Source organism: Massilimicrobiota sp. An134, from assembly GCF_002160815.1.
Taxonomy (GTDB): domain Bacteria; phylum Bacillota_I; class Bacilli_A; order Erysipelotrichales; family Coprobacillaceae; genus Allocoprobacillus; species Allocoprobacillus merdigallinarum.
Map to the genome: position 1 here is coordinate 74,083 of NZ_NFLH01000003.1, position 12,413 is coordinate 86,495.

Consider the following 12,413-nt stretch of genomic DNA (forward strand, 5'->3'; position numbering starts at 1 on the left):
CCTAATAGATGAGCATCGCTTCAATCTGACTCGGTGCCTCTCCATATCTTAAACCTTCAATAATATGTTTAAGATTATCAATTTCTACTTGATATACAATTTTATATGTCATATAAACCAATGCACTGTCTGTTGAAAATCTCATGAAACGTCTGGCTAAATTATATCTGATCTTTTCTGTATAATATTCAATATATACAAATTCATGATCATCTACATATAATTTATATGGTGACTCAGCTAGTTTTCTTAAAAACTCACTGGCATCCTTTGTTTCAATCAGTTCATACATAACACTTTTTGGAATACGGCTATATTCCATAAATAATGTTTCTCTAATTTGATCTGGCGTGGCATTGAAATATTTCTTTAGACGATATATCTTTGTAATATTCTGTAATTCTATAGATGTATTGATCATTGTTAATAAATCTTTACGTTTTTTTCCTCTATACAGCTTATTAACGACATCAACATACTGCGCATAATAAATATGCTTTAATTCTAACTCTAACATATTAGAATCAAATCTTTCATCATCTTCAGGCTTATATTTGAGTAATGCATCATAATACTTTGTTCCTTTTAATAAAAATAACAAACTATCATAATCATTAATAGCCAATAAACCATATAGATCAAAGCTTGCATATTTATTCAAATATTCTGGAATTTCAATTTCATAACCTGTGTAATAATCAGATACAATCAATCTTGCTTTTGTTAAAATCAATTGAATCTCTAATTCCATAACACCTAAGCGATAAAATTCTAATTCCTTTTTTGAAGCAAATCTCATCAAACGATCAAGTCTTAAAAAGATTTCTTTATTTAATAAAGCTTCTAACTGACCACGATGAATATTCACTTCTTTTAAATCAGCTAATATACCACTATAAGCTGTTTCACTTTTTAAATAAGCAACTAAATCATTAATGCTTCTTCTTTTTAAAAGCTCTTCATAATTTTGTTCAGTTAATCTATGTGAATACATAGAACGAGCTTTGGCAAGAATAGCATTTGATGAAAAAGAACTCATACGCTCACCTCTTCTCTATATTTCTTTACAACGATTAACAATGGTAGAAACCCACTCATCTTTATTCTTTTCGTAAAGACTAGAGAGCTGATTTAGTGATTCTTTGTACTCTTGTTCATTTTTGACTCTTGTTTCTTGAATCTTTGCTTCTAATTCTTTTTTATGAGCATCAATTTTCACTTGATATTCTTTGACAAAAGAATCATAGATTTCTTTTTTCTTAGCATTCATATTGGCTTGAACATCTTGTTTTTTCTTCTTAGCTTCTTCAACCCTTTTTGAACACTCTAAATCTACTGAAACAATATCATCAATAATTTTGTCCAAAATAATCCCTCCTCACTTTAATCATTTATTCTCACATAGTTTACTCCTATTTTTTTAACATTTCAAGCAAAACAGTACTTTGTAAAAAAGAATAAAAAACAGTTATATCTTATCAATTTTTCTTATTATGATAAAAAAGTTATTCAAGTTTATTTTTCACTCATTTCATCAACATTTTTTAACTTTCCTATCATATATGATATTTTCATTAAGCCTTAGAATAATGAACATGTTGTCGTTTCCATTGTTAATTTTCTTTCACAATCACCTGTGTTTCTAGGCCTTGTATTCCATCAAGCTCACGGGTATCTCTTTTGATACATTGTGTCTGATATTCAAAAACAACAATAGCCATAGCATCATTGATATGATAAACGTTTACTTGCTTTGTTACTCATTCAATAGATAAATATGATTTTTGAATTCTATCAATCAAAAAATTCTGATAGATACTTCCATCCCTTCATAAACATTTGCAATAGAAATGAAACAACATTTCAATTCACTTTTAATCATAAAAAAACTGTAACATGTCTCAAAGTCCTGTTACAGTTTTTATTGTATTTATTTTGTTTGAGGTGTTCTAAACATAATATAAATAGGTACAGCCAATAAAACACTACCACCTATAATATTTCCAAGTGTTGATATGAGCATATGTAGTGGAAGCATTGACCAGTCAATTGTTGAACCTAGCTGTGTGATTCCCATTGTAAAAATACCACCATTTGCAATACAGTGTTCAAATCCTGGTAAAACAAATGTCATAACCAAAATCATAATCACAATTAATCTGGCTGTTTCATCTTTAATCTTAACTCCTGAATATGCTGCAACACAAACAATGAAGTTACACAAAATTCCTTTGATTAATAAATCAATGACATCAAAATTTAACTTAGATTCCATAATTCCCTTTAAATAAGGTTGCATAATCACTTCTTGAGCACCACTTTTAATAAATAAGAAACAAATCAAAGATATACCAATCATATTTCCTATATAACAGACAACCCACATTGGCATAATCTCTTTTAATTTCATGTCACCTCTTAATACAGGCATGATTGTTACAAAACAATTTCCAGTAAATAATTCAGCCCCTAGATAAACAATAGCTACTAAACCAATTCCAAAAGACGCAGCCACAGCGATCTTTCCAACAACACTATGGTCACTTAACATAGCTCCTAATGTATAAGATAAAATAGCAGCCAATCCCAAATATGCCCCTGCCATAAATGCTCTTACAAAGAAACGTTTTGGATCTGTTTTCATTAAATTGATTTTAATATTTGCTAATTTACAAAGTGTTTCAATATCACCAATCATAGTCCCTCTCCTTTAAACCAAAAACATTATATAAGATACGACAAAAAAAGGCAAAACTTTTTCCATGTTTTTCTAAAAAGTTCTTTCTTTGGCTTCAATGTAAATATTTTTTTAAGTTTATGTTAAAACTTTACATAAACTTAACATAATATATATGTAATATTAACGATAGTTTACAAGAAATTTGTTAAAGTATGAGTGATTAAAAATAAAGGATGGAATCAATAATGAAAAAGTTTGGAATATTAGTTATAGTCTTTATGGTTTGTTTAGCATTTCTTGGATTTTCAGCCAATGCTGATATAGAAACACAAAAAATCAGTTTAAATGGTTCAACATCTATGGAAAAAATGATTAATGCTGTTAAAGAAGGCATTGAAGAAAATTATCCAGAATTATCACTTGAACCACAGTTCACTGGTTCAAGTGCTGGGATTGAAGCTGTTCTCAATGGAACTGCTGATATTGGTAACTCTTCTCGTTATCTCAAAGATGCTGAAAAAGAAAAAGGTTTAACAGAAAATATTGTAGCCATTGATGCGATTGTGATTGTGACAGATACACAAAATAAAGTCGATAACTTAACAACTCAACAGTTAATAGATATTTATAAAGGAAAAATTCGTAACTGGAAAGAAGTTGGAGGAGAAGATCTTCCTATTGTTGTGATTGGGCGTGAGTCTGGTTCTGGAACACGTAGTGCTTTTGAAGAAATATTGAATATTGAAGAACAATGTCAATATGCCAATGAAGTCAATGAAACTGGTCCAATCATTGCAAAAGTTCAGTCTATTCCTGGGGCTATTGGTTATGTATCATTAGATGTTATTGATGAAACAGTAAAACCTCTATCTATTGATGGTGTTCAAGCCAGTGAAGAAACAATTCAAAATGGACAATATTCTTTACAAAGACCATTTGTGATGGCAACTAGAGGAGCTATCAACCAACAAAATGAAAATATTCAACATCTTTTCCAATTCATTCAAAGTGAAGACGGACAAAAAATCATACGTGCTGTTGGTCTTGTTCCTGTCGTTGAATAAAGAATCAATAAGAAAGTCTTATTTTCAATATTGAAGATAAAACTCTCTTTTTTTATTTTGTCATTAATAAAAGAGGTAGTTATGATATTGACACTTTTATTTATCTTTTATATACTAAATATCGTTCATACACTGGTTCGAGAGCCAAACCCAGTATAAAAAACTAAGGAAAAGAGATGGCTCACCATCTCTTTTCTGGCTTCTAACTGTTTTTTAGAAGAAAGGAAAATGAAATATGAAAAAGAAAACAAAAATGCAAATGGTTATTGTCATGGGAATTGTTTTCAATGTTATGGGAGCATTCATTGCTATGACACTCTCTATTCCATTTTATATGGATTCTATTGGAACCATATTGGTGGCCGGACTTTTAGGTCCTAAATATGCCATGTTAACGGGTGTATTAGGAAGTATAACGAGTGGAATCACTTTTGATATCTATTCCTTCTATTATGCTCCTGTGCAACTGTTCACAGGCTTCTTTGCTGGATTACTCTATCACGGCAAATGGCTCAAAGGATGGCGTACACCTATTGGTTCATTATTAGTTGGTATTCCAACATCATTATTGAGTGCCTGCATTACAGCTGGTTTATTTAACGGAATCACTTCTGGTGCCAGCAGCACTTTTGTTGTTGTCTTTCATCACTTAGGATTACCATTAGTATTCAGTATCTTGCTTGTTCAAGTTTTTACTGATTACTTGGATAAATTCTTTGCCGTATGTCTGACAAAGGCGATTATTGAAAGAGGACATCTTTATGAGAAATGGGGGATAGCATGGAAAGATACAGCCGCATTGAAAACAAGCACAAAAGAGAAATCGTTCTTTTAAAAGCCAGACCATGTGCCTGGTCAAAATGCACATTTTGTGATTATATTGAAGATAATTCTACATGTACAGAAGAAATGATCAAAATCAATCAGGACGTTTTAAGTCATGTCACTGGTGAATATGGTGTTTTAGAAATCATTGACTCTGCTAGTATTTTTGAATTACCTCAAGCAACACTATCACTGATTAAACAAATTATTCATGATAAAAATATTCACACACTCTTTGTAGAAAGTCACTGGATTTATCATCAACGTATTCAGGAAATCAGAGATTTCTTTGGTATTGATATGATTGTAAAAATTGGTGTTGAATCTTTTGATGATGATTTTAGAAATCGTGTTCTCAATAAGAATGCGACTTTTTCAAGCATTGAGGAATTAAAAAAATATTTTGATTCACCTTGCCTGATGGTTGGTATTCAAGGACAAACAAAAGAAATGATTCAAAAAGATATGGATATTTTAACTCATCATTTCGATTATGGAACAATCAATATTTATCGTAATAATTCAACACCTATCAAAAGAGATGAATCTTTAATTCAATGGTTTATGCAAAACTATGCCTATTTACAAGATGATCCACGCTATGACTTTTTATGTGATCCTACTGATTTTGGTGTAGGAGATTAATACAATTGAAATATACAAAAAAATGTACGACACACACATCGTACATTTTTTTATACCCATCACAATATTTATCTATATCCGTTTCCAAAAAATACCCATTCACCTTGAGAGTTTTGAACACATTCATATCTATATCCTGACACAGATGCATTTTTCCCAAATTCAGGTGGTGCCTGAAAAAAGCCTGTATGAAAATCTAAATAAACAACTATAGCATCCTGATACCCATCATGAATCAGATTCTTTTCAAATGTCTGACTTTCCATTCCATCATAATAGACATCTGTTACTGTTATACCATCTTGATCCATATTGGCAAGTGCCTTATCCATAACCAATCGAATATCCTCTCTTTTATGGATTGTATTATGACGAATTTCTCTATTAACTTCAACTGGCTGATTACAAAATATAACAATGAGTGCTATCACAACAACTATCATGAATATAATGCCTTTTGTTTTCTTTTTCATATTGATGAGCTCCTTACTTATCTTTGAAAATATAATAGACTTTTATTATATATATTATATAAAAAAGATATGAAAAACCTGTGAATATACAATTCCAATATTTTGGTTCTAAAAAAAGGATGCACATGCATCCCTATTCCATCGACTCATATCAGGTAAGTCAATACTCTATTCATCAAATACCCAATAAGAATAAGTTGTTGATAAAGTCATATTTAATTTTCTTTGTAAAGCTAATGATGCCTCGTTTCCTACGACAACCTGACAATAAGGGACTTTCTTTTGTTTCAGTAATTCATTCATCAAATAGCTTTCCAACAAAGAACCATAACCGCGTCTTTGATATTCTTTTTTGATTTCTAAAATGCCCATGCTTCCTTCTCGATGCATACCAATAAATCCAGCTAACTGGCCATCATGAAACAATCCCCATAATGCTTTCTTTTCAATACGATCTTTTATATAATCTCGATCACTCATATGATGATAAATATGATAAACATCATCAAGATAATCCTGAGTCAACAAGCGTATAGAAACATGATCAGGGATTGTGAATTCTATTGGCTGAGTTGCCATATAAACTGCCTGATAACAGGCAAAATAATCTTTTTTATGATATTCATTGATCAGTAAATCAACAACTTCTTTTTGTTTGACATTATATAATTGATATTGATCTAAATGGCATTGACTCCATAATCTTTTGAACTTGTCTATATCAGTCATAGAAATCATGATGGACTGACTTTCTCTTTCCAGCATAATCAAGCCATCATCTTCACGATAGAAAACATCTGTCATATTTAAACGTAATGGCTCAATAAAATCAATATCATCAATTGAATCTAATATCATCATTCTACCCTCCTGTATTGATTATATCATGGCAGATGACGAAAGGAAGAACGAATTGATCTTAATAATGCATAACAAATCACTAAAGCAACAATCAATATCATACATAAAATATAGACATTTGATAATTGTATAGGTTGTTCAATCAGTAATAGATAACCCCATGTAGCTGGACAAAGTTTTCCAATGGTTTCTAAAAAAGAAGGTAATAAAGAAACAGGAAACATAATACCAGATAAAATGATGGATGGTAAAAAGATGATTTGACTGACCATAGTCAGCTTGGCCTGATTATGAACTGCTAATCCTAAAATACAAGCTATACTTAATGATACCAAAACAAATAATATCAACATCACAAAATATAAAACTGGATGAATAGGACATGTTGCATCAAAAAGAAGAGGAGATAAAATATAAATCAGACCGCTCATCATCATTAAATGAATAAATGCTGATAAAAATAAAGACAAAACTGCAAAATATTCAGGTATATGATTGGCCATATACATTTTCTTAATATCTGTTCCATAAATTTCAGCAATAGATGGTGGTAAACCAATATATGCCCCCATCGAAACACCCATGACTGTCATAGATGCCATCAATGTTTCTTGAGACTCAGGCATGATGGATGTAAAAACACTGCCCATCATTAAGAAAAAGAGTAATGGCACTAAATAACATGTGATTAATAATGAACGAGAACGGATATCCATTTTCCATTGTAAATAAATCCCATAACCTAATGCTTTCATATTTCATTTCTCCTTGCGACTTCTAAAAAATGCTGTTCCAAAGTCCCACGATTGACTGTCATATCTAAAATATCGAGATTTTGTTTTTGATAGTCCTGACAGATTTGCATCAATGTCTGTTGAATATGTTGTGTCGTATAAACTTTTTCTCCTTCTTGACTATTGACCTTAATATAATAATATCGTCCAAGTTGTTTTGCTAATTCTTCTACTGTCCCTATAAAAGCCATTTTTCCTTGCCTTAAGATCCCAATACGATCACATAAGCTTTCTACTTCATTCATATCATGACTCGTCAAAACAATCGTCATTCCCTGTTTTTGACATTGGATAATATTTTCATGCAGGGCTCTACGTCCAGCGACATCTAATCCTGCAGTTGGTTCATCTAGAAAAAGCAGATCAGGATGTCCCATCAAAGCCAATGCCAGATGAAGACGACGTTGCTGTCCTGTCGAAAGTTCCCTATATGTCTGATCAGCTATTTCTTGAATACCTAATGCCTTGACTATATCTTCATCTAACTGTGCATGCTTCCATTTTGAAAACAACTTCATAGCTTCTTTCACTTTCATATAAGCAGGTAAAGCTGAAGATTGAAGCTGAATGCCTATTTGACCATGAATTTCAATCTGTCCCTCATCATATTTTAAAAATCCTTCCAGACATTCTAAGATTGTTGTTTTTCCAGCACCATTCATTCCTAATATGCCAAAGATTTCTCCTTTTTTCACATCAAAACTGACATCCTTTAAAACCTCAAGTGTCTGATACTTCTTTTTCAAATGTGAAACGTGCATAATCGTATCCATCATCATTCCCCCTCAAATGGATTATTTCCTAATTTTTGAAAATAAATTTCTAATGCCGGTTTCAAATAATCATTGACTTCATTTTGTTTTTGAATCCATTCCTGATTTTGTGCATCAGTTAAATGATCAAACTTCATTAAACGTGGTAATAAACTCATATCCCCTTGCGTAAATTCCATAATCAAATTCCAAAACTGACCAGTCATCTGCTGGACCTGTTCATCTTCTGGAGGAAGATGTTTTGCTTTCAGCTTTAAGATGTCTTCATTGAGCTGATGAAAACGTTGAATAAATTCCTGACCACTATCTTTATCAAACTGTTGACGAATATGTTCCAATGTTTCATTATCAAAATGTTTAATTAACCAATAATACTCATTATCCATTTGAAGATTCACAATGATATCTGCATATTTTTTAAAATCAACTGTTTGCATTTGATTGACTTCAACCTTTAAGGCTTTAATGGCTGATAATGTATTTTGAAGCTGTTTGATTTTTTCTTCAATCATGACTTCCTGTTGATGAAGGGCATGTTCTACTTTTTGAGGTGTATCTAAAACTTCTATTCTATTTTTAATATCATCTAAAGTAAAACCTAATGATTTTAAAGATTGAATCTGATGAAGTAAAATCATATCCTGATAAGTATAAAGACGGCGGCCTCCTTCACTTTCACTGCTAGGATGTAACAATCCTTTTTGATCATAAAACTGTAATGTGCGAACAGTTGTTCCCATCTTCTTTGCAAGTTCTCCAACTGTCATATATTTGTGATTATTCATTTTCCATCCCTCCTGCTTTTATTATAATTCATAACGTTACGTCACAAACAAGCATTTTTGTCAAAAATATATGTATAATCTCTTTGTATTTCAATATGAATTCCCCTATAATAAGATTTGGGGTGAAAATATGAAATTACTTGCTAGTGATTTTGATAATACATTATGGTTTGAAGATCATATGAAAGATGAAGATGTCAAAGCCATTCATGAATTTCAAAAACATGGACATCTGTTTGGTATTTGTTCTGGGCGAAGTTTGAGTGGTATTTTACGTCCTTCAAAACCTTATGATATTCAGTATGATTTTTTTATTTTATTAAGTGGGGGACTCATTTTAAATAAGGACTATGAACCTATTTTTGAAAGTCAGATTCCTATATCTTTAGTTAAAGACATCTATGAATTTACCGGCAAACAAAATATGTCGATTGTTCATAATGATGTGACATATCATCTTAATACAAAATTTCAAGATCATATTTTTGATCATGAAATTCATTCTTTCAATGAGCTTCCTTTTACACATATTCAGGCTTTTTCATTTCACTATCAAGATCATGAATTAGTCCTGGCTCAAAAGATGACACATCTCATTATTGACAAATACGGTCATCAAATTGAAGCTTTTCAAAATAATCAACATATAGATTTAGCAATGAAAGGCTGTTCAAAAGGAAAAGGTATTCAAATCATTGAAAAATATTTCCACTTATCACATGATCATGTTTATGGAATTGGAGATAACTATAATGATTTACCTATGTTAGATGCCATTCAACATAGTTATTCTTTTGATTATGCTCCCTTACCAGTTCAAAAGCATGCCAAGACAATTGTTTCACAATTGTCCAAGTGTATTTTAGATATTGAAAAATAATTTTATTTTTAATAAAAATAAAGCATCTTTTTTCGCTTATTTCAAAATTATTTATTCATAAATTGACAAATGTATACAAAAATGATATTATCAATGCAATAACAAAGGAGGACATTTTCATGCGGATTTATAAACATGAATATATCATAGCCGATCATATGAGAGTGTCTAGATTGTTGTCAAAGAAAACCATATCTCATGAAGAATGAGATTTTTTATTTAGAGGGGGTATCATATGAAAATTGGTGTTATTGGTCTAGGAACTGTTGGGTTTGGCGTTGTAGAAATCTTAACACAACAAAAAGAAAGATTAGAAAAGCACATTCATGAAGAAGTGACAGTTAAATATGGCTGTGCTTTAAATGAAGTGACTTTACCAGATGGTATCATCTATACCCAAGATTTTCATGATGTTTTAAATGATGATGAAGTTGATGTTGTGGTAGAATTAATTGGTGGAACAACAATTGCTAAAACAATCATTTTAGAAGCCTTAAAAAAAGGGAAACATGTTGTCACGGCAAACAAAGCATTGATTGCACATGATGGTCAGGAAATCTTTGAAACTGCAGCCAAATATCATGCTAAAATCTATTATGAAGCTGCTGTGGGTGGTGGTATTCCTGTCGTTGTTCCAGCTAAAGAAGATTTAATTGCTAATGAGATTGAAAAAATCGAAGGTATTTTAAATGGAACAACAAATTTCATTTTAACATTAATGGAAACAGATAATTTGGATTTTCAGGAAGCTCTCACAATAGCTGATGGCTTAGGATATGTAGAAGCCGATGCCAGCTTGGATTTAGATGGGATTGATGCTGCACATAAGATTTGTATTTTAACTATGAATGCTTTTGAGATTTTCTTTGATTTCAATAAGATTCAATGTACAGGTATTCGAAAAGTCACAAAGAAAGATATAGACTATGCTAAAAAATTAGGATACCGTATTAAGTTGATTGCACAGGCTAAAAAACTTGATCATGGTTATGGAATTGATGTTTCTCCTACCTTAATTGGTATAAAAGACATTGTTGCGAATGTGAATCAAGCATATAATGTAGTAGAAATCACTTGTAATTATTTAGAAAATGTGATTTTCTATGGTAAAGGTGCTGGGCGTTATGTCACTGCCAGTGCTGTTGTGAGTGATATCATCAAAACACATCAACCAACAATATGGCAACATCAATATCAATATGTAGAAGAGATTTATCCAATTACATATTCTAAATATTATATCAGATGTGATCATCCTCTAGATATTGACTATGAAATGTATTATTCTCAAGATCATGATCATATCTACATTACAAATCCTATTGAACTGAATGAGTTAAAACAACAACTTCAAGATGAAACCTATAATTTATTGAAAGTAAGGGGTTAAAATAACATGAAAATAATTGTTCAAAAATTTGGTGGAACCTCAACACGTAGTATTGAAACACGTGAACATATGTATAAAAATATTATTCGTGAACACGATAAAGGCAACAAAGTTGTTGCTGTGGTCAGTGCGATGGGGCGCTATGATGATCCCTATGCAACAGATACCCTTCTATCCATTGTTCATACAGATCAATTGACAGATGAAGAAATTGATCGTTTAACAAGTATTGGAGAAACGATTTCAACACTTGTTGTTAAAAGTGAACTGGCTAAAAAAGGCTATGTTGTAGATACGGTAACAAACGGAGAACTGGGTATTTTGACAGATTCACATCATCAAAATGCAACGATTACAACCGTAGAGGGAAAACATATTTTAGATAAACTTAAAAATGCTGATATTGTGATTTGTCCAGGATTTCAGGGATATTCTCAAAATGGAAAAATTACCACTTTAGGTCGTGGTGGCAGTGACTTATCTGCCGTTGCTATTGGTGTTGCAATAGATGCCAATGAAGTTGAAATATATAGTGATGTTAACGGTATTTATACAGCTGATCCTCGTATTGTTCCTGATGCGATGAAATTAAATTATATCAGTTATTCAGAAATGCTGGAACTTTCTAAAAATGGCGCTAAAGTTCTCAACCATCGTTGTGTACAATTGGCTGCCAAACATGATATTGTAATTCATGCAAGAAGTTCTTTCGATGAAAGTCAGGGAACATATGTGTTAGGAGATGAAAAAATTATGAAAGATCATTTAAATCAATTCATTATATCTGGAATTACTGGTTCACAAAATGAAGCGAGAATTACTCTCGTTGGTGTTGATGCCAAAGTCAATGGTGCTGGTGAACTCTTTGAAAAAATTGCTGATGCTAATGTCAATGTCAATGTCTTCAGTCAGGCATTAGTCGGTGGCGGTAGAATGGATATTTCTTTAATCATTAATGATAAAGATGTTCCTGCTGTCGTTGAAGTCATTAATGATTTAAAAGAAACATTGCAGGCTAAAAAAACGATTGTGCGAGGAAATATTGGAAAAGTGGCTGTCATTGGTGTTGGTATTAAAAATAATAAAGGTATGTTCCAAAAAGTTTATAATACACTCATGAGTCATGATATTAATGTGGAAATGACTTCTTGTAGTGAAATTAATATTTCTTGTTATATTGATCGAGATGATGTCAAAAGAGCACAGGTTTTATTACATGAAGCATTCTTAGGTTAGGAGGACT

At 31.5% G+C, this 12,413-nt stretch carries 14 protein-coding genes and 1 riboswitch; of the genes, 6 read left to right on the forward strand and 8 right to left on the reverse strand.

What is annotated here, in order from left to right; translation table 11 throughout:
- Position 1: 1 nt before the first annotated feature.
- From B5E79_RS02325 to B5E79_RS02335, 3 genes are all read right to left on the reverse strand, one after another.
- Entirely contained in the window at positions 2-1,039 is a 1,038-nt protein-coding gene (locus B5E79_RS02325) for a V0D/AC39 family V-type ATPase subunit (RefSeq protein ID WP_087296820.1), read from the reverse strand.
- A gap of 15 nt (positions 1,040-1,054) precedes the next feature.
- Entirely contained in the window at positions 1,055-1,366 is a 312-nt protein-coding gene (locus tag B5E79_RS02330) for a hypothetical protein (RefSeq protein WP_087244114.1), read from the reverse strand.
- Between the two features lie 564 nt (positions 1,367-1,930).
- Positions 1,931-2,698 (reverse strand): formate/nitrite transporter family protein, encoded by a 768-nt coding sequence (locus B5E79_RS02335; protein WP_087296821.1) that lies wholly within the window; start codon positions 2,696-2,698, stop codon positions 1,931-1,933.
- Positions 2,699-2,925: 227 nt separating this feature from the next.
- Between B5E79_RS02335 and B5E79_RS02340 the strand changes: the two genes are divergently transcribed.
- The 3 genes from B5E79_RS02340 to B5E79_RS02350 all read left to right on the forward strand — a co-directional run bounded on the left by B5E79_RS02340 (position 2,926) and on the right by B5E79_RS02350 (position 5,214).
- On the forward strand, positions 2,926-3,744 hold the full coding sequence (locus B5E79_RS02340; RefSeq protein WP_087296822.1) for a phosphate ABC transporter substrate-binding protein: 819 nt from the start codon (positions 2,926-2,928) through the stop codon (positions 3,742-3,744).
- A gap of 126 nt (positions 3,745-3,870) precedes the next feature.
- Positions 3,871-3,917: riboswitch (PreQ1 riboswitch) on the forward strand.
- Positions 3,918-3,979: 62 nt separating this feature from the next.
- Complete coding sequence (locus B5E79_RS02345; protein WP_087296823.1) at positions 3,980-4,579, forward strand: ECF transporter S component; 600 nt, start codon at positions 3,980-3,982, stop codon at positions 4,577-4,579.
- Positions 4,525-5,214, forward strand: a complete 690-nt coding sequence (locus B5E79_RS02350; RefSeq protein WP_087296824.1) for a radical SAM protein — start codon at positions 4,525-4,527, stop codon at positions 5,212-5,214. The genes B5E79_RS02345 and B5E79_RS02350 overlap by 55 nt, the downstream gene beginning before the upstream one ends.
- 68 nt (positions 5,215-5,282) lie before the next feature.
- Here B5E79_RS02350 and B5E79_RS02355 read toward each other — a convergent pair whose 3' ends face one another.
- From B5E79_RS02355 to B5E79_RS02375, 5 genes are all read right to left on the reverse strand, one after another.
- Complete coding sequence (locus B5E79_RS02355; protein WP_087296825.1) at positions 5,283-5,687, reverse strand: hypothetical protein; 405 nt, start codon at positions 5,685-5,687, stop codon at positions 5,283-5,285.
- 168 nt (positions 5,688-5,855) lie between these two features.
- Complete coding sequence (locus tag B5E79_RS02360) at positions 5,856-6,548, reverse strand: GNAT family N-acetyltransferase (RefSeq protein WP_087296826.1); 693 nt, start codon at positions 6,546-6,548, stop codon at positions 5,856-5,858.
- Positions 6,549-6,571: 23 nt separating this feature from the next.
- Entirely contained in the window at positions 6,572-7,303 is a 732-nt protein-coding gene (locus B5E79_RS02365; RefSeq protein WP_087296827.1) for an ABC transporter permease, read from the reverse strand.
- Complete coding sequence (locus B5E79_RS02370; protein ID WP_087296828.1) at positions 7,300-8,115, reverse strand: ABC transporter ATP-binding protein; 816 nt, start codon at positions 8,113-8,115, stop codon at positions 7,300-7,302. The genes B5E79_RS02365 and B5E79_RS02370 overlap by 4 nt, the downstream gene beginning before the upstream one ends.
- 2 nt (positions 8,116-8,117) lie before the next feature.
- The gene (locus B5E79_RS02375) at positions 8,118-8,900 is read right to left on the reverse strand and encodes a MerR family transcriptional regulator (protein WP_087296829.1); all 783 of its coding nucleotides are present in this window, start codon (positions 8,898-8,900) and stop codon (positions 8,118-8,120) included.
- 130 nt (positions 8,901-9,030) lie between these two features.
- Here B5E79_RS02375 and B5E79_RS02380 point away from each other — a divergent pair, with 130 nt between their 5' ends.
- The 3 genes from B5E79_RS02380 (at position 9,031) to B5E79_RS02390 (ending at position 12,406) form a co-directional block, all read left to right on the forward strand.
- The gene (locus tag B5E79_RS02380) at positions 9,031-9,780 is read left to right on the forward strand and encodes an HAD-IIB family hydrolase (protein WP_087296830.1); all 750 of its coding nucleotides are present in this window, start codon (positions 9,031-9,033) and stop codon (positions 9,778-9,780) included.
- A 235-nt stretch (positions 9,781-10,015) separates the two neighbouring features.
- Positions 10,016-11,170: a homoserine dehydrogenase gene (locus B5E79_RS02385; protein WP_087244103.1), complete on the forward strand. Its 1,155-nt coding sequence runs from the start codon at positions 10,016-10,018 to the stop codon at positions 11,168-11,170.
- Between the two features lie 6 nt (positions 11,171-11,176).
- The gene (locus tag B5E79_RS02390) at positions 11,177-12,406 is read left to right on the forward strand and encodes an aspartate kinase (RefSeq protein WP_087244102.1); all 1,230 of its coding nucleotides are present in this window, start codon (positions 11,177-11,179) and stop codon (positions 12,404-12,406) included.
- Positions 12,407-12,413 lie beyond the last annotated feature (7 nt).

Bases quoted from the DNA above. Each gene is read 5' to 3' on its own strand.
- B5E79_RS02325 (WP_087296820.1), bottom strand. From the start codon at position 1,039: ATGAGTTCTTTTTCATCAAATGCTATTCTTGCCAAAGCTCGTTCTATG.
- B5E79_RS02365 (WP_087296827.1), bottom strand. From the start codon at position 7,303: ATGAAAGCATTAGGTTATGGGATTTATTTACAATGGAAAATGGATATC.
- B5E79_RS02390 (WP_087244102.1), top strand. From the start codon at position 11,177: ATGAAAATAATTGTTCAAAAATTTGGTGGAACCTCAACACGTAGTATT.
- B5E79_RS02380 (WP_087296830.1), top strand. From the start codon at position 9,031: ATGAAATTACTTGCTAGTGATTTTGATAATACATTATGGTTTGAAGAT.
- B5E79_RS02370 (WP_087296828.1), bottom strand. From the start codon at position 8,115: ATGGATACGATTATGCACGTTTCACATTTGAAAAAGAAGTATCAGACA.
- B5E79_RS02385 (WP_087244103.1), top strand. From the start codon at position 10,016: ATGAAAATTGGTGTTATTGGTCTAGGAACTGTTGGGTTTGGCGTTGTA.
- B5E79_RS02345 (WP_087296823.1), top strand. From the start codon at position 3,980: ATGAAAAAGAAAACAAAAATGCAAATGGTTATTGTCATGGGAATTGTT.
- B5E79_RS02350 (WP_087296824.1), top strand. From the start codon at position 4,525: ATGGAAAGATACAGCCGCATTGAAAACAAGCACAAAAGAGAAATCGTT.
- B5E79_RS02355 (WP_087296825.1), bottom strand. From the start codon at position 5,687: ATGAAAAAGAAAACAAAAGGCATTATATTCATGATAGTTGTTGTGATA.
- B5E79_RS02360 (WP_087296826.1), bottom strand. From the start codon at position 6,548: ATGATGATATTAGATTCAATTGATGATATTGATTTTATTGAGCCATTA.
- B5E79_RS02375 (WP_087296829.1), bottom strand. From the start codon at position 8,900: ATGAATAATCACAAATATATGACAGTTGGAGAACTTGCAAAGAAGATG.
- B5E79_RS02335 (WP_087296821.1), bottom strand. From the start codon at position 2,698: ATGATTGGTGATATTGAAACACTTTGTAAATTAGCAAATATTAAAATC.
- B5E79_RS02340 (WP_087296822.1), top strand. From the start codon at position 2,926: ATGAAAAAGTTTGGAATATTAGTTATAGTCTTTATGGTTTGTTTAGCA.